The sequence below is a fragment of the Photorhabdus sp. P32 genome (genome assembly GCF_038085095.1).
GTDB lineage: Bacteria > Pseudomonadota > Gammaproteobacteria > Enterobacterales > Enterobacteriaceae > Photorhabdus > Photorhabdus luminescens.
The window spans coordinates 34,461-57,154 of sequence record NZ_JAZGJN010000271.1; the positions used below are offsets into that span (position 1 = coordinate 34,461).

A 22,694-nucleotide genomic window follows, 5' to 3' on the forward strand; every position below is an offset into this window, starting at 1 on the left:
GACAAACCTCGTTTAAAATAGCGAGGTTTGTTTTTTTCATCATAAAAAATCATCGATCATTTTTCCCGGTTTTGTCTTTGCTGTGCGGGCGTCGCTTCCACATCAAAGATTTTTGGATACCCGTGATTTTCAGCAATACATCAGGAGAATGATCGGCGGTCAATATCGTCATGCTTTCACCTCTGGATATTCAGTAGTAAGCAGAGAGCAATAATCTTGATAAAACACATCATATAATGCGGCCGTTTCGGGGGTTGGAACGGTGCGGGTTTCTTCATCAAGATGAACAAAATATTGGCAAATATGGATGAGCTGCGCTTGTTTATCTTTCTCTTCTGTCAAGGAATCACACCACATAGCTTGAATAGCCGCGCCCAATGCGGCGGTTTCTTGGTGAGTGACACAAATAACAGGCGTATTCATGATATCAGCCACAATTTGTCGCCATTTTTTACTGCGAGCGCCGCCGCCGGTCAAACGGATCTCGTTAATTTCAATCCCTTGTTTGCGAAATAATTCAATACCAAAACGTAGCCCATATGTGGCGCTTTCAACTACAGCCAAAATAAAATTTTGCTGATTCATATTGCTAGTATCCAGGTTATGGATACTCGCTTTGGCATGGGGGAGTGGCGGAACACGTTCACCATTAAAAAACGGTAGCATTATCAAACCATTAGCGCCGGGTTTGCTTGGGTTCAATATGTCATTAAAAGCCTGAATATCCATATTAAATAGCTTTTGAATAGTGGTTGTCGCTGAAGTTACATTCATCGTGCAAATCAATGGCAGCCATCCATTATTAGAGGAACAGAAACCAGCGATCATTTCAGAATCAGCGACAATCGGTTTGTCAGAGTAAGTGAATAGAGTGCCAGAGGTGCCTAAACTCATGGTCGTGATGCCTGGAATGATATTGCCCGTTCCAATTGCAGCCATCATATTATCGCCCCCGCCAGACGCAACTTTGGTTGTCGGTGAAAGCCCTAACTTTTTTGCTATTTCCGGCCTTACTGTACCAATACAGGTCTCAGCAGAAACCAATTCAGGCAGTGCATGCCAAAGACGGCCATCCGGATCAATTAATTGGACAATCTGATTATCCCATTCGCGTTTACGAATATTTAGTAATCCGGTTCCTGAGGCATCGCCATATTCAGCAACTAATCTGCCTGTTAGCCAATAATTGAGATAATCATGAGGTAATAAAACGGCGTTCAGTTTTGACCATAACTCAGGATGGTATTTTTTGAACCAAAGAATTTTAGATGCGGTATAACCTGTCTGCGGCATTAACCCGATTTGTGTTAAAGCGGCTTTCGTACCACCGAGCGCATCAAGAATTTCCTGATTTTCTACCGCAGTTTCAGTGTCACACCAGAGTTTTACCGGCGCTAAAACATGACCTTCTGCATCCAGAGGAACAAAACCGTGCTGTTGGCCTGATACGGCAAGAGCGACAATTTCTGTACCAGAAATTCCTGCTTGCTTGATCGCCTGAGCAAAGGCATTTTCCAGTGCTTCTGTCCACCACTGAACTTGTTGTTCACGACGGCCGTTTGAATCGCTAATTATCGGGTGAGGCGAGCTGCCTTCACCCAAAATATGCGCTTTTTGGCTATCGACAATAATGACTTTAGTACTTTGTGTACCGCAATCGATACCAGCATAGAGCGCCATATGTTACTCCATTTCCAACATAATTTTGATGTCTGTCGGACGACCCTCCGCAGCTCGTTCGTAAGCTTGAACGCTGTCTTTAAATTTATAGGTTGCGGATAATAGAGGGGTTACCTTGAGCTTGCCAGCGCTAAGTAAACGAATAGTACGAGGGTACATATTTGCGTAGCGGAAAATCGTTTTGAATGTGATCTCTTTAGCTTGAGCAGAGACAATATCAAATGGCGCCGGATCGATAGGCATACCGACCAGCACAGCTACTCCTCCCGGTGCAATATGCTCTGAAATAGTGGCAATGACGGATTTTGCGCCACTACATTCAAAGAGAATATTGACGCCATTACCATCGGTTAATGTATTAACTTTTTCAGCAAGTACTTTGCTATTAACCGGGTGGAGACCTGGATACTGTTTTGCAATTTCTAATTTTTCATCGAACACATCACAAATAATGACGTCAGAACAACCACCGGCTAATGCAGCAAGTGCGGTAACAATTCCGATCGTGCCAGCACCAATAACTAATGCGATATCTCCTGGTTTAATTTCTGCTTTTGTGGCTGCTTGCATACCGATAGATAATGGTTCAACCATTGCGCCTTCGGCAAAACTGACATTATCCGGTAATTTGAACGTAAATGCTGCCGGGTGAATAACTCTTTCACGTAAGCAGCCGTCAATAGGGGGCGTCGCCCAGAAACGGACTTCTGGATCTAAGTTATAAATACCTGCTCGTGATTGTGGTGATTGCAGATTAGGAATTCCAGGTTCCATACAGACACGATCGCCGATTTTTAAGTGAATCACATTTTTACCTACTGCGGTGATTACACCGGATGCTTCGTGCCCGAGGATCATCGGCTTTTCGACAATAAATGGCCCAATACGCCCGTATTGGTAATAATGCACATCGCTGCCGCAAATTCCCACCGAGTGAATTTTTATTTCAACATCATTTTCACCCAGTATTTCGGGGTCTTCCCAGTCTTGAATTGAAATCTGACCTGCTTTTTCTAATACTAATGCCTTCATGATACGTCCTCTTATTTTGATGTTACCGATATCATTTATTTGGGGGGATGTTAGATCGAAAATTATTATATTTATGTGATTTAAGTTAAGGTCTTATTCAATGGTGATGTTTTGGTGTCAATGTTAAAAAGAGAATTGTTCACTTGGTCACTCTTTTTGACATGTATATTATATTGAGAAAATAATAGTTTTTTTGCAAAAGGGATATTCAACTCAAGAGTAAAGCATTTGGATATTTGAATTCGATATATACCCTTCATCTTTCAAGCTGCTGCTTTGTTGGCTGCTTTCACTCACCCCAGTCACATAGTTATCTATGCTCCTGGGGATTCGTTCACTTGCCGCCGCGCTGCAACTCGAAATCTATTAGGTATAGTGTCGTGATACGACGTTTTTTGCGTGACTGAATTGGTTTAAATGATTATATAATTATAACGTTTATTAGAGATTAAAATTGACGGTTCATCGTCCACAGAAAGCCACTTTTGAGAGTGTAGCAGTTATTGATAACATGGAATAATAAAGCACAAGAATTTTAGTCATATCACTAAAAAAGACCTGTGGAGTATTATTCCAACAGGTCATATAGATAAAATTTGAATGAGTTAGCTGTACAAACGTGTTCTACGTTTTTTTACAATTTGAAAACCGATAATTAAGATCAGAAACCAAATAGGTGTGATGATTAATGCTTGGCGGGTATCATCCCGTAAAGTGAGTAATATCAGAACAAATGCAAAAAATGCCAGACAGACCCATGACATGATAATGCCGAATGGCATTTTATAGGTTGAAGCCTTATGTAATGCCGGGCGACGTTTCCGGTAAACCAGATATGAGCTTAGGATCATACTCCAGATAAACATAAATAGAATGGCTGAAACGGTGGTTACTAGAGTAAACACATGCATAACATCAGGAATTAAATAAATCAGCACTACACCACAGGATAAACATAGACAGGTGAAAATTAATCCCGATGCAGGTACAGAACGGCGTGAAAGGCGGCCGAATTGCTGTGGCGCATCACCTTCTTTTGCTAATCCAAATAACATGCGGCTGGTGGAGAAAACACCACTGTTTGCTGAAGAGGCGGCAGAGGTTAATACCACAAAGTTCACGATACTGGCGGCTGCGGGTAAACCGATGAGAACAAATAGCTCAACAAAAGGGCTTTTGTCTGCAATGATTGAACGCCACGGTGTGACTGACATAATAATTATCAGCGCCAGCACGTAGAAGGTGATAATACGAATTGGGATGGCATTAATGGCTCTGGGAAGAGATTTCATTGGATCTTTAGTTTCTGCGGCGGCAGTCCCCACTAATTCAATGCCCACAAAGGCGAATATGGCTATCTGAAATCCAGCGAAAAATCCGCTTAACCCTTTGGGAAAGAATCCACCATCATTCCATATATTTGCCAGAGAAGCGGTATGACCGGCTGGAGATTGAAAATGCATGCTAATCAGAACAGCGCCTGTTGTGATTAAAGCGATAATGGCGACGATCTTTATCATAGCGAACCAGAATTCCATTTCCCCGAATAATTTCACTGTAGCCAAATTAAGGGAGAGCAATAGTAAAACACAGAGCAGGGATGTGAGCCATTGTGGAAAATCCGGTTGCCAATAGCTGATATAGGAAGTAATCGCGACCACATCGGCGATACCGGTAATGACCCAACAGAACCAGTAAGTCCAGCCGACGAAAAAACCAGCCCAGGGCCCGAGCAAATCGGCGGAGAAATCACTGAATGATTTATAATTCAGGTTCGAAAGCAATAGTTCACCCATTGCGCGCATTACAAAGAACAGCATGAAACCGATAATCATATAAACGAATATGATCGATGGTCCAGCGAGAGAGATTGTTTTCCCTGAGCCCATAAACAGGCCGGTGCCGATGGCGCCGCCAATAGCGATAAGTTGTATATGCCGGTTGCTTAGATGGCGTTGCAACTGCGTTTCCCCGGTTTTAGCGGAAAGTGAAGTGTGTATATTTTCTGCCATAGTATATAGTATCCAATATTTTCTTAGGTAAATTGTTACGGCTCTTTAAGTGGCCTTATATATGATGATGTTTGCGAAAAATATTGTGACACAGATTACTATAGTAATAACAGTCTGATCTCACTTTAAAAACAAATTGGTTACAATTTAACTTGTTAATGCTGTTGGAATTGAGTATGAATTATTCGTTCAGGAAAAAATGGTCATAATATATTGACGACAGCTTTGTATAGGGGAATAATTACGCACATTGGGTTGTTAGCTCAGTCGGCAGAGCAGTTGACTCTTAATCAATTGGTCCGGGGTTCGAACCCCCGACAACCCACCAATCAAATTAATGAATTGTGAAGATTTTACTGACAACTTATTTTTCTGTGTAACTTATTCATGTCATAATCATATCAGGTCTGATTTAGTATTATCTGCATCTTCTTAAGATGATTTGGCGATAAATACACATATCTTCTGAATTTCGCTTTTAGTGGTTGTTTCTTGTTTTATATTGTTAATAGAAATAAAAATCAAAAAAAATTGCCAATAAAAATATATCTAAATCATATATATTCAACATTTGAAAATTATTTTTCTTTCATCCCTTAAATTTCTTTCTATGATTTTTTCTGATAATGCTCACTGGGCTTATTCGAAATATTTATGACGATTTAATCTTTCGAAAAATCACCAAAATTGTCAATTAAATAGAATATTCAACCTTGGTGATGATACATTACTCATTGATTAAGTTAGAAACGATAGCCGACAGTTATATTAAAACCGTTAGTAGATAAGTGATCTTTCTCATTTCCGTCTTTAATACTAAAACGACTACCCTCATAACCGGCAGTAATTGAGGTGTTGGTTGTTGGGTTGATAATAAAACCCGTTCCCCAACCTAAAGTGTTTTTGCTTGTTGATTCCTTTTCGATTTCTCCACCACTATAGTGGGCAGTAGATTTATCATTTATTCTGGACAGTCCGAGTTGTCCATATAAACTAATGTAGTCATTAATTCTATAGGTTGGGCCAATCATTAAAGAATAGTACTTTAAATCATCCCTTGTATAATATTCTGTTTCTTTTTCATCTCCTTTAGCAAAGGTAAATGATGATAATATCCCCCATTGATCATCAAGCTCATATCGGTAACTTAATATTGCACCATTTAGTGCACTTGCACCTTGTGGTTTCACGTAGGCGTATCCGATAGAAGCTGTATGTTGCTCTGCTTGAGCAGGCAAAGTTATCGCAGATACAGAAAAGATAACTCCACAGCTTAATAACAATTTTCTTAATAACAACTTTTGCATTTCATTACACTCTATATACTTCATACTTCTAAAATAAACGACTTTATAACTCATTTAAACGATTTGCTTATCAGCAGTTGTGATGAATATCATAACTTACACTATTAGTATATGTTTTTTGATTAAACTTAGATGTTCTTTTCAAATAATTACATTATTACTGGTTTTTTAAGGATAGAAATAGTGATATAAAAATCCCAGTAAAAATGTGAAAATAATAAGTGGTTGTTGCGGTCGATAGATATTATCTCTACTGTTGCAATATTTATTCATTACCAAGGAATTAAGATTAATTTAATAAGGCTGGACTTTTGTAGAAGGTGAAGTTCAGACTTTATCATTCTGTCTGTTTGATACTGATTCTACACCTTACTTAGCTGGGCTAGGGAATGCATCAATGTATACCCGTTATCTTTCAAGTTGCCTCTTTGTTGGTTGCACTCACTCACCCCGGTCACATAGTTATCTATGCTCCCGGGGATTCGCTCCCTTGCCGTCGCGATTATAGGGTATATCTGATTGTGAAAAGTATAATTTAATTGTTCTGAGCATATAAGCTTGCCAAGGATCACCGGCTTGATATGGTCAAAAACAAGATAGTAGTACGGTAGAATCCGGCGTTAAATTTCTGTGGCGACTAACTATCGCCACTTAAAGCAGGGTAGGTTTGTTATATCTGTTAATGGTTGGCTATATTTTTATTCGTCTATAGTTGATTTTAGCCATTGGATAAAGGCATTGACTTTCTCATTCTGTTGTTGAGGCAGGGTACAGGTATAGTAATACTGTTTGCATAATACTTCAGTGTTGGGAAAGGGGGCGACTAATTCATTGTTTTCAATTTTTTCCCAAATCATATTTTTTCTGCCCATTGCAACACCCGCATGATGTATTGCGGCAACGGCGGCTAAATCGGAACGATCAAAGACAATACACTTGTGTGATGGTTCCAGCGTAATGTTGAAATGTTCTGCCCAAGTATTCCACTCTTTGGTATCGGAATCATAGCTCCATGCTTGTTTATCATGTAATAGCGTGCAGTATTGTAGATTATCGATATTTCCCATTAGGTTATGCTTTTTGGCATATTGTGGGCTACAGACCGGGGTAATATACTCACTCATCAGATATTGATGTGATAACTCGTTGGATATAATATCATCAAAATAAATCGCAAGATCGATACCATAACCGCGGAAATTGACATTTTCGTTACCGACCAAGATGTTCAGGTTAATGGATGGATATAGTTGATTAAAATCAGCCAATTTAGGCACTAGCCAGCATTGAGTAAAGGTCGGGCGGGAGTAAATAGTCAGATTACCCGACAACTCCTGATTTTTTATTTCTAGAATTTCCTGATTTAGATGCTCCAGCGTCGATTTAATTGTCCAAAATAAACGCTTTCCTTCACAGGTTAATTCAATTTTTCTGTGAAAACGTTGGAAGAGTTTGAATCCCAACTCTTGTTCCAGAGAACTGATTCGATGGCTGACCGCACTGGCAGTGATAGCTAATTCGTCAGCGGCTAGGACAAAAGAACAGTGGCGAGCGGCTATCTCAAATGTATGCAGTTTTGATAACTGGCTTCCATTGAGTAACTTATTTACAACCATGAAATTATCATCTGTGTACATATTTATAGTGTTTCTAGTTCATCGGCGAAGGATAATACAACCGTATCATTAAGGCGGTGTGTTTCAGATAGTTTTAGTGATTTAAATCGCAAATAAAGTGAAAATTTTGATCGGTATCACTGAATTGGCTCAATCTGATTCATGCATGGCTATGTATTAATCATTTGTCAAAAATTGAATATTCATATTCAATAATGAAAATTCGTATGACGAACAGAGGCTAACCGTGGGGAATGATTAAGTGGATTCACAACCTTGGGTGATTGGTACGTTACTTACAAGTATTGTGTTAATCGTATTTACGATAATTAAATTAAAAATTCACCCTTTTCTCGCGCTATTGTTAGCCAGTTTTTATGTCGGTGTCTTAATGGGAATGAACCCTGTTGAAATGGTGAGCGCCATTCAAAGGGGAATTGGGGATACGTTAGGTTTTTTGGCCGTAGTGATTGGTCTGGGAACCATTCTTGGTAAGATGATGGAGATATCCGGCGCGGCAGAGCGTATCGGTATCACATTGCAAAAATGCCGGTGGCTGTCACCCGACACCATTATGGTACTCATTGGTCTGGTTTGTGGTATTACGTTGTTTGTTGAAGTAGGGGTGGTCTTGTTAATTCCGCTGGCGTTTTCTATTGCCAGGAAAACCAATACGTCACTGCTGAAATTAGCGATCCCATTATGTACAGCATTGATGGCGGTTCATTGTATTGTTCCTCCACACCCGGCCGCATTATTTGTGACGAATAAACTGGGTGCGGATATTGGTTCGGTGATTGTTTATGGGCTGATAGTTGGTCTATTTGCAGCTTTGGTGGGTGGTCCGTTATTTCAGAAATTTCTCGGTAGCCGTCTGCCTTTTAAATCGGTTCCGGCTGAATTTTCTGAAATTGCAGTGCGTAAAGAAGAGGATTTACCCTCTTTAGGCATGACATTGTTTACGGTGTTATTGCCAATTGGGTTAATGTTGATTAAAACGGTTGTTGAATTAAATATAGAAAAAGGCGCCACGTTTTATACAGTGCTGGAATTTATTGGTAATCCTATTACAGCCATGTTCATTGCCGCGTTTGTTGCCTATTACACCTTGGGCATCAAGCAAAATATGGGAATGAGCACGCTGTTGACGAAAACAGAAGATTGTTTCTCCTCCATCGCCAATATTTTATTGATTATCGGCGCGGGCGGAGCATTTAATAGTGTTTTAAAAGTAAGCGGCCTTAGTGATACGTTGGCCGTTATTTTGTCAAATTTGGATATGCACCCAATTCTTTTGTCTTGGTTGGTTGCCATTATTTTGCATGCGGCGGTTGGTTCAGCAACAGTTGCAATGATGGGGGCAACAGCGATTGTTTCGCCTATGTTGCCGTTATATCCAGATATTAGCCCTGAAATCATTACATTAGCAATTGGTTCTGGTGCTATCGGCTGTACTATTGTGACTGATTCACTGTTTTGGTTGGTTAAGCAATATTGCGGAGCAACGCTCAGTGAAACTTTTAAGTACTACACAACCGCAACGTTTATTGCGTCTGTGGTTGCGTTGGTTGGGACGTTTCTTCTTTCTACCATTGTGTAATTTCTACCATTGTGTAAATAGAAAGAAGTCGCAGCTCAGCTTGAAAAATAAGAATAAGACGTGCGAAGTGTCAATACCAGGGAAGCCTGTAAAACAGGCAGCTTTTATAGCTAAAATAATAAACAAAATAAACATTAACGTAGTAATCGAAATAAGGGGAAGATAAAAGATAAACAAAATATGATGTGCTGATATATTGTAGGAAGTTGTGGTAAACATAACATATTGAATATAATAAAAATTCTAATAATTAAAAAAGCAAGAGTTGTTTTAATACCCTATGGATTTCAAGATGCATCGAGACGGCAAGGGAGTGAATCCCCGGGAGCATAGCGGACTATATGACCGGGGTGAGCGAGCGCAGCCAATAAAGAGGCAACTTGAAAGATAACGGGTATATACCAGGGAAACACTTATCTTGGGTTAACACATACATGAAAAGTACTGAAATTCAACAATTACTAAATGAACATCCGTTAGTAAAAAATTTAATGGAATTAGAGGAAATCTTTTGGTTTAACCCTTGTAACACCACCTTTAAAGAGGGATTGCCTTTTGTCGGTTTGGACGCTGATGATATGAGGGATGCTGAAGCACGCCTGGATCGTTTTGCGCCTTATTTACGTAAAGCTTTCCCGGAAACTGCCGTCACACATGGCATTATTGAATCAGAAATAGTGGCTATTCCAACGATGCGGAAAACACTGGAGCAATATTACGGTGTGAGTATTACAGGGAGGATTCTGCTTAAAAAAGATAGCCATTTACCAATTTCAGGTTCAATTAAAGCCCGTGGTGGCATTTATGAAGTATTAACTCACGCGGAAAAGTTGGCATTACAGGCGGGGTTGCTTTCTGAAAACGATGATTACAGCAAACTGTTTTCGGAAGAATTTAAACGGTTCTTTAATCAATACAGCATTGCTGTAGGTTCTACCGGTAATTTGGGGCTGTCCATTGGTATTGTCAGTGCGAAACTGGGTTTTAATGTCAGTGTGCATATGTCTGCCGATGCTCGTGAATGGAAGAAGCAAAAGCTACGTTCGCATGGGGTCAATGTCGTGGAACACGAACTGGATTATGGGGTAGCCGTAGCCAGAGGGCGTAAAGAAGCTGAATTTGATCCTAACTGTTTCTTTATCGACGACGAAAACTCTCAAACGTTGTTTCTGGGATATTCTGTCGCAGGAGGACGGGTAAAGGCGCAGTTTGAGCAGATGAATATTGTAGTTGATGAAGATCACCCATTATTCGTTTATTTGCCGTGTGGCGTTGGTGGCGGTCCCGGTGGTGTTGCATTTGGACTGAAATTGGCTTTTGGTGATCATGTGCACTGCATTTTTGCTGAACCTACCCATTCTCCCAGTATGTTGTTGGGGGTATATACTGGTTTGCATGACAATATTTGTGTACAGGACATCGGTATCGACAATATCACCGCTGCTGATGGTCTTGCGGTAGGCAGGGCTTCTGGCTTTGTTGGGCGTGCGATGGAACGTTTGCTGGATGGGTTTTATACTATTCAAGATCAGGAAATGTATAATCTGTTGGGGTTACTGAATCGCGATGAGGGTATCCGGTTAGAGCCTTCGGCATTAGCAGGGATGGCGGGTCCTGCTCGTGTGAGTGGAAACCGTGATTACCTGAGTAATAAGAATCTTTCAGTAGAAAAGATGAAACAAGCTACGCATTTGGTTTGGGCAACTGGCGGTGGTATGGTGCCCGATGATGAAATGACAAAATATTTGGCGACAGCCAAAATCTAATAGTGTCTTTCACAGGAGCAATCCGGTTGTCAGCATCTGGTTTCCAGGCTATTACTGAAAAATGCTTTGATTTGGTTTCTTACTTTGAAAAGTCATTTCTTTAATGCTTTTCAAGTGATATTCCCGCCAGCCGTTGGCGGGAATATATCAGTACATTTGTTACTGACATTAAGTATTTTTGTAATTAAATGAATGTGGCCCTGAGTATTTCCACAACGGTTCCCAATAGGATTTAATGAAAGCTTTTACCGCATCTTCTCCCTCAATGAGATAGTTGAACTCCGAAAGATAGCCCGGATAGAGATTATCAGAACCAACCACGTATAGTTCATCATCAATTATTGTGACTTTTGCATGATTCCCCGGAGCAGGGGGAACTTTGGGATATACCGGACCACTTGCTTTAATTAAGGAGCGGAATGGGCGTCCTATAGCACCTTCCTGTGGAGGTCTTTCAAAAAGAGACGGTTCTTTTAGCGTAGAAGTATAAGAACTTTCCTCCGCGGCAGGCCATTTGTATGTAGTACCTTCAATCGAAAGAGCTTCAGGGACTTTGTCTGTAAAGAAAAAAGGGGCAACTTCTATTCTTTTCAGTGCGGCTTGCCTGATTCCATGCGGATCTTTCAGCTTCTCATTGGTGTGCTCATCATGTGTCAAATAGTATTGAAATAATTCAAACGTTCTTCTGGCGCCAGAACCAAAAGAATATTGATCGCCAGCAGCACCGGCTGCTGCATCAAGTGGCGATACAACAATTTGAACTTCCAGTTTGGGGTTGGCAAGTAATGCTTCGATCAACCATCGGCACACATGATGATCTCGCCACTGTTTTTTCCATGCACTGACAAGATCTTGTTGGGACATGCGAATTTTTCTCTTTGCATTCTTTATTATAAACTCTTTCATTATTTCAGAGCCTTTTCTGTAATCTGTTCGCATATCAGGCCCTGCCCAATATTTACCTACGGATAATATCCTGCTTGCTTTCTTATATTCTGGGTCTTTAGGTGGATTTTTTCGGTATTCTTCTTTTTTTCTGTTTATATATTCAGTAATGTGCCTTCTTTTTAATGGATCTTCTGGCTTTCCTACAATACCATTTGCATTAACCCATTTATTTTCATTTATATCAAAGAATTCTTTAGTTAAGAGATCTGTATTAGCCTTCCACATTTTATTTAAAAATAATTGTGAGCTTAATGATGCCGATCCTATAACTTTAACAGAGACATCATGAACTGGAGGGTAATTTTTAAACAGATCCATATTTAAATTATGGCCGCCGACAAATGACTCAATTCCATCAACTGCGATAATTTTTGTATGATTCCATGTCATTCTGGTATCAGCTTCTGGAAACATTTCCTCTGGCAGCACTTTCTTCTCTAATGATACTTTAAGTCCGTCTACTATCCTGTAAAACCGACCGATCCATATTTCAGGTATACACTCCCAATGATCTCTCCTTGCTTGAATTAATTTAATAATATCATCCTTCAATGCCAGATATTCAGGAGTACCTTCAAAGTATGAATCCACACCGTTTAACAAAGATGTCGGTGTTTGAGCGAATAAGAACCTTATCTGGGTTCTGTCCCTCCTGTTTATTTTTTTGGTAAATGCGCGATCAATAGCTGATAGGATAACTTTTCTCCACTCTGCATCCGGAGCATTTAAGGAGGAAATATCACAGCGATAACGCATGTTTTCCAGAATGCTTACAATAGCATCTTCAAATTCCGCTTCTCTTTTAATAGCCTGGGGCATTATCTCCTTTCCAAAAGGAAACCCCCATATTTTTGGAGTATCAAATATTTTTACATAGTTGACTCCACTTGTTTTATGAAAGTAACCGTCCAGTTTTTTGTGTAAACCATCCAATAAATTCATATAGTTATCCTCCGGCAACAATTTTTTTACATATCAACCAACCGCCTCTAGCATCAGGCAAGCTATTTATAATCATAACCAATTTTTGAGGATGGGTGGTTAAAAAAGATAAAATCGGGCTTACGCATTTTCAAACGTAGGTTATTGCATGTATCCATTAAAGGATGTTTCAAGGCTGAGTGTTGTTTGGTTTTTTAAATTGCAATATGCGACAAAATGTTGCATTTTATGCAGATGCGTTTTATATCGCATGTAGTACAAAATCCCAGAGGGCAAACTAAACTATGGCTATCAGTATACGTTTGGACGATGATTTCGTGAATGATGTAAAAATTCATGCAGAAGCTTCAAGCAGAAGCGTGCCTAAGCAAATTGAGCATTGGGCTAAGATTGGCCGCATTGCGGAGGATAACCCTGATTTGCCGTACTCTTTTATCCTTGATTCTTTACTGGCAAAAAGCGAAGTCAATAGCGGTAAGGTGTCGCGTTATGTCAGAAGGACAAGAAGATCCAAAGATTGATGTTTATGAAACAAGACGTTTCTCTAAGGCATTATCTAAGTTATCTGAGGATCTTCTTACGATAGTAGAAGATGAGATTGATAGAATAATTGATAACCCTGAAATCGGTGAGCAGAAGAAAGGCGATTTAAGTTTCCTTCGAGTTCATAAATTTCAGTTAAATAACCAGTTAACATTGCTTGGTTATTGTTGGGTTGAAGGGAAAATAGAGTTATACCTGCTGAACTTTGGCTCTCATGAAAATTTTTATCAGGAACAAAAGCGACATAGAAAAGCGGACTTAAAACTCATTGGATAGGGGTTCTAAAGAGCGTTTCAAGGCTGCGTGTTACGTAGCCTTTTTTAATACCACTCATTTATTCACTTAAGTTAAAGGCTACAAGTGACCTATGCCACTTTCAAACAAAATAATTCTTGCGTCATAGCATTAAGCTTGCTGGTATCTGGTGATGTGCTTGTTGATGATTTGCAACGAAGTGCATTTGTTAATCCAGATGAGAGAAAAAATATGCCTACACTTTTTGATCCAATTAGGATTGGTGATCTCGACTTGCCAAATCGCATTATTATGGCTCCTTTGACACGTAATCGTGCAGTAGGAGAAGGGCGTGTCCCTAATGCGCTGATGGCGGAGTACTATGCTCAGCGTGCTTCTGCTGGTTTGATTATCAGTGAAGCGACTTCAGTAACCCCACAGGGAGTTGGCTACGAGAATACGCCGGGTATTTGGTCGGATGAACAAGTTGCTGGTTGGCGATTGGTCACGGATGCTGTGCATGCTGTCGGTGGGCGTATTTTTATACAGCTTTGGCATGTGGGGCGGATATCGGACCCTATTTTCCTTGATGGAGAACGGCCGGTGGCGCCAAGTGCAATTGCGGCTGATGGACATGTCAGCTTATTACGCCCAAAACGTCCTTTTGTGGTTCCGCGGGCGCTTGAACTTGATGAAATTCCCGGCATTGTCGAAGCATTCAAACGCGGAGCGGAAAATGCGAAAGCGGCGGGGTTTGATGGAGTAGAAATACATGGCGCCAATGGATATTTGCTTGATCAATTCTTGCAAGATAATGCTAATCTGCGCACAGATCAGTACGGAGGTTCAGTTGAAAATCGGGCTCGGTTGCTGTTGGAAGTGACAGACGCTTGTATTTCAGTTTGGGGATCATCACGTGTTGGTATGCATTTGTCCCCACGTGGTGGTCATTACTCTATGGCGGATTCCAATCCTGTGGCGACGTTTGGATATGTAGCGCGTGAGCTAGGTAAACGTGGTATTGCTTTTATCTTCTCGCGTGATTCCGTCGTTGATGGTGACTTAAGCAAGGTGATAAAAGAAGCCTTTGGGTCAACCTACATTGCTAACGAGGAGTTAACTAAGGAAAGTGCTGAGCAAGTTCTTACTGACGGCAGGGCTGATGCCGTGGCTTTTGGTCAGTTGTTCATCTCTAATCCAGACTTACCTTACCGATTGTTGGTTGAAGCGCCATTTAATGAACAACAACCGGAAACTTTTATGGTTCCTGGTGCAATAGGCTATACTGATTATCCAGCGCTTACCTAGGTAAGGGGATATCTTACCCACAATGGATAGCCTAACATGAAAGATGTTCGAATTGTTTTCCGGGGATGTTAATTTAAAGCTCTAACGGCGTTTTGTGGTTGAACGTCCCAAGATATCCGGCCGGCTCATTTTATAAGAGCCGGTCATATTTCATTGCAGGATAATTTGAAGGAGAATAATAATGTCAGATTCATTAAGTGTCTCTATTGTTCGCCGTTTTTATGACTCTATGGGTGATATTGATGTTCTTCGCCAGATCATGGCGAGTGATATTATTTGGGATGTTACTCAAGGATCTCGATATGGCGGCGTTTATGAAGGGATTGAAGATATATTAAATAATTTCTTTGTGCCATTTTCAAATGATGTAGATGAGTTTGTGGTAGACAGTTCTGAATATTTTGAGTCAGATGATCATGTTATTGTGCTGGGTAATTATTTGGGACGGGTAAAGCGTGGCAAACGATTCATTGCTCGTTTCGTTCATATATGGACAGTGCGGGATGGACAATTAGTTAAATTACAACAAACTGCTGATACGCTTCAAATTGAGCGTGCTCATGCAGATTATTCTATTCGGTAACGTCGGTTATATGCTTGCAATATTAACTGAGCCAAATAATAGCATGTGGTAGCAAAACGGGAGGAGTAGGAATGTTAATCAGACAAGTTAACATTCTGAATTTCATTTCTTGTTATGTGACGAAATTAGTGACATATTACGCGGCCTTTTTGTTCATATTTTGCTATTCTTCCATAACATCCTTAAGGTATACAGGATCTTCCAGTGCCAACATCTACCCGTTTTGTTTTGCATTCTCAGGTGTGTGTTTTGCTGACGCAGTAAGCGCGAGGAGACTGACTTCAGGTTGTTAACCATCACACTTACTGCCTTTAAAATCGCGCAAATCTGTATTCCATTTTCGCAAACCCACAACAGCTGCAAATAGCGGAGGGCTAGTGTTACCAACCCTCATATAACATCAGTCAATGTTGTTCAGTACGGGTGTTTGTTGAAGCAATTATAGATGATTGCCTTTTATTTCAACATCTGTGCAGATTGAAAGCGCACTGTTTTACCATCCGGTAAAATTGCCAAAGTACTAAAAGCAGCAATCTCTCTATTTTCAAGACTCACTGGCTGCTGACTAAAATTGGCAATGATGCGGGTTCCATCGGCGAACAAGGTTTGTTGCACGCTCCCATCCGCGTTTAACCAGCGAAACTCTGTCAGTGCTTGGTCATACAGTTTTTGATGGAGTGGACGGAAAAAGGCGTCGAGTGATTTCAGATAACTAATGCGTTTGCTCGCCGTATCCAGACTTAAATTGAGCAAAGGAGGCACATTGTAAAGCTGCTGCATCAGTTCAGTTACCACACGTATCTCTTTAAATTTCAGACTATCTACTGTCCAGTGATGTGTCGTCACAACACTGTCATGAAATGCTGCCTGAAACAGTGGCAAACGTGTACGGGGATTGAAATATAACTTCTGATAGCGTGGTTTGATCGAGCTGGTTTTAAAGAAGAAAGCAGGTTGATAATCCGGGTACCACTTTCCGAGGAAATAAGGAGAATTTTGGTTTTTACGCATATCAGCATCATGCCAGCCAAAACCTGTGGTCTGCATACCGTGAGCAAAAGTCACACTGGCATTACTCACAGCACCACCCACTTCCGAACCAACGACAACACCTTGAGATTGAGCGATCCAAGCCATACCTTCAATTCGATTTTTCGCATCCTGTGCTTGGGAAGTCGGTTTGGACGGATCATAATCGTCAAAAACCATTCCTGTGCCGTCCACATCCAAAAACCAGCTATTGTAATGATTAATGGCTTGGATATGAGGTATCCGTTGTTCCATCAGTGGACGCACGCATGTTGGATTGGTATATACCCCTTCGCCCTGAAAACCGGCTTTACGTTTGCCATTTTCCAGCATGATGCCGCAGCGTAAAAAAGTGGCCTGCCCAAGTTGGGCTGATAGCCAGCTCGGATTAATATTGCCATCAGGTAAAGCAGTATCGTAAGAATCATAGGGCCCAATAAGATAACCCGCTTTCTTGGCTGCGTTTATGCCAGCCGGGCTTGCAAAGCCTGCTGTCCATTGTGGTAAACCTAGCCAAAGCTTTCCGAGCCCCGCTTTTTGTAGCAGATCGATCATTTTGGGCGAGTTACTGTCTCCCCAGGTTTCTGGAGGATTAAGGGCTTTCCCCAGTGTATTGCTCACGATCTCCCGGCGTTTTTCAAACTGAGTAACGTCTTGACCCGGCGCCATCTGAATCAACGTATCGTTGATGCTATCAATGAGTACTCGCTGCAAATATATACTTCGAGTAAGGTTGGCGTCGAGTACGGCTTTCGCTGCTTCTCCTTTGAGCCAACTGGCAGGGATGAGCTTCTGTAGCACTCGCCACTCTTTTACATCCTGAGGTACGATAAGTCGCTCCCCCCACAAATACACGTGGCTGGCGCCAATTAGACGATTGCCGTCTTTAGCCGCTGCCAGCTTGGATTTAAGTGGCACAAATTCACCACGGGCTTGTAGCCATTTTCGGTATTGCTTAGCTGGTGAAAGCCAATCGGCATCATTAAGTGCAATCTGTACTTCATAGGGTTGGGTAGGATCAAGGCGTGTAAACTGATGCGTTGCTGCCATGCCTATGCCGTTGGCGTCAGGGGTAAACGTTAATACATTATTAAAGGGGTTGGCAAATAGCACGGAAATCACATGGCTACCATAATCAAAACCCGCTACTGGCAAGCTGAGATCCTCAGTTGTGTTGATCCCGCTATATTCATTCGGTAGTACCTGCCGCCAGTCTTTATCCTGTGCCGGAATGGCGTATCCTTCATGAAGAGGCAGCAACAGTGTTTTGGCGCCAGAAGACAATACAGGCCATTGTAACTGACCTGTTGTAGTCCGTTTAAACGACATTATCAGCGTGTCACCGTGCAGTCTGGCATTGACGTGTGTATCTCCATTCCATTGCCATTGCGCGTTGATGTTGGAATTATCTTGTTCGAGTTGAACAACGTGTTTAGAGGGTTGCGCCAGCGATAAGGGGAGTACTTGACCAGAAGGTAAAATGGCACGGGTGGAAAGCGTTTGCGGATCAATCTCAATCTGCCAGTGGGTATTACTTAAGGTAAGTGCATGAGCTAGCGGTGTGATGATAAGAAAACATACAGGAATAAGTCTCATAAAATAACAGATACCAAGTAATGGAAAAGGAGCAAAATTATACTGCGCGGAAGGTAAATATATCTGCAACCTGTGCCAGATTTACTACGCACTTTGTCTAGGTTCGAACTTATACGAAAATAGGTGGTATTGGTTGTTTTGATATTTTGCTTCATCTTCACCTGGTTGATTGAGCAATTTTATCAGCAACTTTCCGGTGTCCCTGCCTATTTGGGGATAATCAATGCGAATTGATGTCAGTGTTGGCTGTGTGTGGTCACAGTTATCTGAACCTTCCAGGCAAGCAACAGCCAAATCAGCGGGTATTTTAAGTAGGCGCCGCTGGCATTCAAATATGACGCCTAAGGCAATCACTTCATGACTGCAAATAACACCTTCCAGTTCAGGTTGACGTAATAACATCTCAGTAATTGCCTGGCGACCAAATTGCATGCTGGCAGTATCCGAGGTAGTGATATTTTGGTCGGCATGTTGATAGTGATGCAACATGGCTTTATGCCAGCCATTAATTTGCTGATTGCGTAAACGGCTGTCCATTTGGGCGCCAATATAACCGATATGCTTGCGGCCATTATTTAACATATGTTCAGTCAACGTATAGGCGGCCGCAGAAAAATCGGTTGCTATATTAATTGCCGTCTGCTGTTGATGGGAACCTGCAACATTAATAATGGGAATATTGATATGAGAAATATTACTGTAGGTTTTATCTGCCAATTGCGAGCTGAAAATCACCAGTGCCGCTGCATTGCTTTGCAGTAGTGTCATGATAATTTTGTCTTCTTTATTATGGTCATATTCATGACAGCCAAGTAAAACTTGAAAGGCATGTTTATTCAGTACTTGTTGCAGTGACTGTATAAATGTAGCGCTGGCTTTATCTGTCAGTGAGGGCACAAGCACCGCGATAATATTACTTTGACCGGAAGCAAGTACGCCGGCAGCGCCATTTGGGATATATCCCAATTCCTGTATGGCTTGTTCAATTTTTTCTCGTAATTTATCCGATACCATTTCTGGTGTTCTCAATGCGCGTGAAACTGTCATTGAACCGACACCGGCATACTTAGCAACATCTTGTAATGTTACCCGCCCTGTATTACGGCGTTTTCGTGTCTTTCTCATCAAAATATTTTTCTGTTTTTTTAATTAACGGCTATGAATTTGACGTTGGGATTCTACCTGATCTCAGGCAATTCGTGGGAAAAAACCATGAATGTACTTTCGCTTTTTGGTGAATTAATCAGATAACAAATGATAGCGCTATCACAATAATGAGTTACGATCATAGATAGCGCTATCATTTGTGACTAATATCACTGGCAGAGGACGGAAGACAGAAGACAGAAGACAGAAGACGGAAGACGGAAGACGGAAGACAGAGGACGGAAGGTAAGCGGAATGGGATTTTTATCGGGGGAAATTGATGCTTAAGACGTTACTTACCCAAGATGTGATCCAAGTGATCCCGGATATTGAAAATTGGCGCGAAGCAATCGCGGTTGCTTGTCAGCCTTTGGTGGAAAATGGCGCCATTTCTTCTTGTTATATTGATGCTATTTATCGTTCCCATGAGGTAATTGGTCCCTATTATGTTGTCGGCCCGGGAATTGCTATGCCGCATGCCAGACCGGAGGAAGGGGTTAACGAATTAGCTTTAGCATTAACTGTGATTAGTAAAGGAGTGGAGTTTGGTTCTGATGAAAATGATCCAGTTAAGTTGTTGATTGTCTTAGCAGCAACTGACAGCAATAGTCATATTGAAGTGATCGCTCAGCTTGCTGAGCTGTTTGATAATCAGCAAGATGTCGCATTGCTGATGAGTGCCAAAAGTAAAGAAGAGATTCTTACCGTGATCAACAAGTATTAAGTCGTTATTTTTTGCTATGGGGAAATAGTATGAAAATCACTGTCGTTTGCGGACATGGGTTAGGTACCAGCTTGATGATGGAAATGAGTATTAAAAATATTCTGAGAGAGATGGGAATCGATGCCAGTGTTGATCATGTCGATCTGGGGTCAGCAAAGGCAACTCAAAGCGACATTTTTGTCGGTACTAAAGATATTGCGGAACAACTCGTTGTTCAGGCAGTCGAGGGCAAAATTGTTGCGCTGGACAATATGGTGGATAAATCGGCAATGAAAGTACGTCTGTCCGTGGCATTAGTAGAGCTTGGCGCATTGTAATCGGGAGGACATCATGGAATTTTTCCATTTTTTGATGAGTGTCCTATCAGAACCTGCGATTTTGGTTGGTCTTATCGCGCTTATTGGTTTGATCGTGCAAAAGAAACCGGTGACTGAATGTATCAAAGGCACGATAAAAACCATTATGGGATTTTTGATCCTGGGGGCAGGGGCTGGATTAGTCGTCTCTTCATTAGGGGGTTTTGCTGAAATTTTCCAACACGCTTTTGGTATTCAAGGAGTAGTACCAAACAACGAAGCAATTGTTTCCATTGCGCAAAAAAGTTTTGGTAAAGAAATGGCAATGATCATGCTCTTTGCTATGGTGATTAATATTTTGATTGCACGTTTTACCCCGTGGAAATTTATCTTTCTGACTGGGCACCACACATTATTTATGTCCATGATGGTCGCGGTGATTCTTGCGACCGCCGGGATCAAAGGCACGATGCTAGTGGCTATTGGTTCTGTGGTTGTCGGTGTTGCTATGGTTTTTTTCCCGGCGATTGCCCATCCATATATGAAGAAAATAACAGGTTCCGACGACGTTGCGATTGGGCATTTTTCCACGCTTTCCTATGTTCTATCTGGTTTTATTGGCAGCAAACTGGGAAATAAAGCGTATTCAACGGAAGAAATGAATGTTCCGAAAAGTTTGCTGTTTCTGCGTGATACACCGGTTGCTATCTCTTTTACGATGGCGATTATTTTCATGATCAGTTGCTTATTCGCTGGTGGTGATTTTGTGAGAGAAGTTAGTGGTGGGAAAAATGGATTTATGTTCTCGCTAATGCAATCTATTACCTTTGCCGCGGGTGTATACATTATTCTGCAAGGTGTGAGGATGGTCATTTCAGAAATCGTTCCGGCGTTTAAAGGGATTTCTGATAAATTGGTGCCAAATGCTAAACCAGCGTTAGATTGCCCGGTTGTCTTCCCTTACGCGCCTAATGCAGTATTAGTCGGGTTCTTGAGCAGTTTTGTGGCTGGTGTTATTGGTATGTTTATACTGTATGCACTAGGTATGACGGTCATTATTCCCGGCGTTGTGCCACACTTCTTTGTTGGTGCTGCCGCCGGGGTTTTTGGTAATGCGACAGGGGGGCGTAGAGGCGCTATTCTCGGGGCTTTTGCTCAGGGCTTTCTGATCACTTTCTTACCCGTGTTCCTGTTACCCGTTTTGGGGGATATAGGTATTGCCAACACGACATTCAGCGATGCTGACTTTGGCGCATTGGGCATTCTATTAGGTATTATTGTTCGTTGATTGTGGAGTATCTGGATCTTGGCATTGAAACAGGGTTATAAACACCCTGTCTCTTGCCAAAATGTTGATGTAAACCATTTGACCATGATAAGGCATCGATCAATGCTCATGAGAATCTCTTGGTTTCATCGTTTTTTATATAAAGTCTTCAACAGAAATAAGAAAGTAAATTTTCAAAAAAATGATTATTTAGTCACGTTTTTAGCCCTTTATTTTAATTTGTTAAATTGTTATCCATATATCAGTTAGGGGGAATCTAAGCAAAATTCAGGTTAATTAAACAGGTCAGAGAGAAATATGTAGTAATGAAATCGATTATTTATAGCAAAATATGGCCTATGGATTGAAGGTATTTGGGGGGAATATAAAGGTCATAATTATTCTCTTTGCAAAGTATTCTTAGTTCAATTGCTGAGTTAACTGATAGTTTCTCATAGATACTTTCGAAATATTTTTCCACGGTGCGATATGAAATTTTCATTTCGTCAGCGATATATCTATTGCTAATGCCACGGCAGAATAGAAAAATGACTATCCATTCTTTCTCTTTTAATACCTTGTTAGGTTGTTGAAATCGGATTGATATAGGAATATTGTTCTCCATATAATGAGATACGGTAAAGTTATGTATTTCTCTGGCGTGAGAAATTATGCCAATACACTGCTTATTTTCATCCATTAATGGATATTTATCACAGAAATAGGATGTAGCTTGTTCGTTTTTGGCTTGAGGGAAAGTGCTAAGAGATGATATCCGTTGCATACCCTGCAATACCTTATGATCATGTTCCTCAAAAAGATGAGCAAATTGATTAACTGGTGAAGGTAATTCTTTATCGGTATACCCAATAACATCAAAACCTTCAGGTAGCTTATTAGCTTTAATGAACATTTTATTTGCATAAATAAAGCGGAACTCTTTATCTTTTACAAACCACGGTTCTGAGCTTTTATCCCACATATTAGTTAATTGAGGAGTAATAAAAGGGACTTTTTTACATCCTGATTGACTCATATTTGACCTTTATAACATTATTACCTTAT

The 22,694-nt window shown here is 40.9% G+C and carries 19 protein-coding genes, 1 tRNA gene and 1 pseudogene; 10 read left to right on the forward strand and 11 right to left on the reverse strand.

What is annotated here, in order from left to right; genetic code table 11:
- Positions 1 to 49: 49 nt before the first annotated feature.
- The 4 genes from V2H77_RS13775 to cycA all read right to left on the reverse strand — a co-directional run bounded on the left by V2H77_RS13775 (position 50) and on the right by cycA (position 4,724).
- Entirely contained in the window at positions 50 to 172 is a 123-nt protein-coding gene (locus V2H77_RS13775) for a hypothetical protein (RefSeq protein ID WP_341499256.1), read from the reverse strand.
- A complete protein-coding gene (xylB, locus tag V2H77_RS13780; protein ID WP_341499257.1) occupies positions 169 to 1,680 on the reverse strand; it encodes a xylulokinase in 1,512 nt (503 codons plus the stop codon). The genes V2H77_RS13775 and xylB overlap by 4 nt, the downstream gene beginning before the upstream one ends.
- Before the next feature lie 3 nt (positions 1,681 to 1,683).
- Positions 1,684 to 2,712, reverse strand: coding sequence for an NAD(P)-dependent alcohol dehydrogenase (locus tag V2H77_RS13785; protein WP_341499258.1), 1,029 nt, complete (start codon positions 2,710 to 2,712; stop codon positions 1,684 to 1,686).
- A 605-nt stretch (positions 2,713 to 3,317) separates the two neighbouring features.
- Positions 3,318 to 4,724, reverse strand: a complete 1,407-nt coding sequence (cycA, locus tag V2H77_RS13790) for a D-serine/D-alanine/glycine transporter (protein WP_341499259.1) — start codon at positions 4,722 to 4,724, stop codon at positions 3,318 to 3,320.
- A 252-nt stretch (positions 4,725 to 4,976) separates the two neighbouring features.
- On the opposite strand from cycA, the gene V2H77_RS13795 reads away from it, so the two are divergent.
- Positions 4,977 to 5,052: transfer RNA gene (locus V2H77_RS13795), tRNA-Lys, on the forward strand.
- A gap of 415 nt (positions 5,053 to 5,467) precedes the next feature.
- Here the strand turns inward: V2H77_RS13795 and V2H77_RS13800 are convergent.
- The gene (locus tag V2H77_RS13800) at positions 5,468 to 6,085 is read right to left on the reverse strand and encodes an Ail/Lom family outer membrane beta-barrel protein (RefSeq protein WP_341499261.1); all 618 of its coding nucleotides are present in this window, start codon (positions 6,083 to 6,085) and stop codon (positions 5,468 to 5,470) included.
- A gap of 644 nt (positions 6,086 to 6,729) precedes the next feature.
- Complete coding sequence (dsdC, locus tag V2H77_RS13805) at positions 6,730 to 7,668, reverse strand: DNA-binding transcriptional regulator DsdC (protein ID WP_265379657.1); 939 nt, start codon at positions 7,666 to 7,668, stop codon at positions 6,730 to 6,732.
- 241 nt (positions 7,669 to 7,909) lie between these two features.
- Here dsdC and dsdX point away from each other — a divergent pair, with 241 nt between their 5' ends.
- Both dsdX and V2H77_RS13815 read left to right on the forward strand, forming a co-directional pair.
- Complete coding sequence (dsdX, locus tag V2H77_RS13810) at positions 7,910 to 9,247, forward strand: D-serine transporter DsdX (RefSeq protein WP_341499262.1); 1,338 nt, start codon at positions 7,910 to 7,912, stop codon at positions 9,245 to 9,247.
- 434 nt (positions 9,248 to 9,681) lie between these two features.
- On the forward strand, positions 9,682 to 11,013 hold the full coding sequence (locus V2H77_RS13815) for a D-serine ammonia-lyase (protein ID WP_341499263.1): 1,332 nt from the start codon (positions 9,682 to 9,684) through the stop codon (positions 11,011 to 11,013).
- Between the two features lie 168 nt (positions 11,014 to 11,181).
- Here the strand turns inward: V2H77_RS13815 and V2H77_RS13820 are convergent, their stop codons facing one another.
- Positions 11,182 to 12,903: a phospholipase gene (locus V2H77_RS13820; RefSeq protein ID WP_341499264.1), complete on the reverse strand. Its 1,722-nt coding sequence runs from the start codon at positions 12,901 to 12,903 to the stop codon at positions 11,182 to 11,184.
- 284 nt (positions 12,904 to 13,187) lie between these two features.
- Between V2H77_RS13820 and V2H77_RS13825 the strand changes: the two genes are divergently transcribed.
- From V2H77_RS13825 to V2H77_RS13840, 4 genes are all read left to right on the forward strand, one after another.
- On the forward strand, positions 13,188 to 13,424 hold the full coding sequence (locus tag V2H77_RS13825; protein WP_341499265.1) for a TA system antitoxin ParD family protein: 237 nt from the start codon (positions 13,188 to 13,190) through the stop codon (positions 13,422 to 13,424).
- On the forward strand, positions 13,393 to 13,722 hold the full coding sequence (locus tag V2H77_RS13830) for a type II toxin-antitoxin system RelE/ParE family toxin (RefSeq protein ID WP_341499266.1): 330 nt from the start codon (positions 13,393 to 13,395) through the stop codon (positions 13,720 to 13,722). Before V2H77_RS13825 ends, V2H77_RS13830 begins: the two co-directional genes overlap by 32 nt.
- A gap of 210 nt (positions 13,723 to 13,932) precedes the next feature.
- On the forward strand, positions 13,933 to 14,988 hold the full coding sequence (locus tag V2H77_RS13835; protein ID WP_341499273.1) for an alkene reductase: 1,056 nt from the start codon (positions 13,933 to 13,935) through the stop codon (positions 14,986 to 14,988).
- Positions 14,989 to 15,169: 181 nt separating this feature from the next.
- Positions 15,170 to 15,571: a nuclear transport factor 2 family protein gene (locus tag V2H77_RS13840; RefSeq protein ID WP_265379651.1), complete on the forward strand. Its 402-nt coding sequence runs from the start codon at positions 15,170 to 15,172 to the stop codon at positions 15,569 to 15,571.
- 207 nt (positions 15,572 to 15,778) lie between these two features.
- On the opposite strand, the pseudogene V2H77_RS13845 reads toward V2H77_RS13840, so the two are convergent.
- The 3 genes and pseudogenes from V2H77_RS13845 to V2H77_RS13855 form a co-directional block, all read right to left on the reverse strand.
- A pseudogene (locus tag V2H77_RS13845) lies at positions 15,779 to 15,880 on the reverse strand (IS200/IS605 family transposase); the annotation flags it as partial.
- 147 nt (positions 15,881 to 16,027) lie between these two features.
- Entirely contained in the window at positions 16,028 to 18,196 is a 2,169-nt protein-coding gene (locus V2H77_RS13850) for a glycoside hydrolase (RefSeq protein WP_341499267.1), read from the reverse strand.
- A gap of 84 nt (positions 18,197 to 18,280) precedes the next feature.
- Positions 18,281 to 19,321, reverse strand: a complete 1,041-nt coding sequence (locus tag V2H77_RS13855; protein ID WP_341499268.1) for a LacI family DNA-binding transcriptional regulator — start codon at positions 19,319 to 19,321, stop codon at positions 18,281 to 18,283.
- A 301-nt stretch (positions 19,322 to 19,622) separates the two neighbouring features.
- On the opposite strand from V2H77_RS13855, the gene V2H77_RS13860 reads away from it, so the two are divergent.
- The 3 genes from V2H77_RS13860 to V2H77_RS13870 are packed head-to-tail and all read left to right on the forward strand — an operon-like array spanning position 19,623 to position 21,650.
- The gene (locus tag V2H77_RS13860; RefSeq protein ID WP_341499269.1) at positions 19,623 to 20,066 is read left to right on the forward strand and encodes a PTS sugar transporter subunit IIA; all 444 of its coding nucleotides are present in this window, start codon (positions 19,623 to 19,625) and stop codon (positions 20,064 to 20,066) included.
- Positions 20,067 to 20,095: 29 nt separating this feature from the next.
- Positions 20,096 to 20,383 (forward strand): PTS sugar transporter subunit IIB, encoded by a 288-nt coding sequence (locus V2H77_RS13865; protein WP_265379647.1) that lies wholly within the window; start codon positions 20,096 to 20,098, stop codon positions 20,381 to 20,383.
- A gap of 13 nt (positions 20,384 to 20,396) precedes the next feature.
- Positions 20,397 to 21,650, forward strand: coding sequence for a PTS ascorbate transporter subunit IIC (locus V2H77_RS13870; protein WP_341499270.1), 1,254 nt, complete (start codon positions 20,397 to 20,399; stop codon positions 21,648 to 21,650).
- 319 nt (positions 21,651 to 21,969) lie between these two features.
- On the opposite strand, the gene V2H77_RS13875 is transcribed toward V2H77_RS13870, so the two are convergent.
- Positions 21,970 to 22,665 carry a helix-turn-helix transcriptional regulator gene (locus tag V2H77_RS13875; protein ID WP_341499272.1) on the reverse strand — a complete coding sequence of 232 codons (696 nt, stop codon included), beginning with the start codon at positions 22,663 to 22,665 and terminating at the stop codon, positions 21,970 to 21,972.
- Between the last annotated feature and the right edge of the window lie 29 nt (positions 22,666 to 22,694).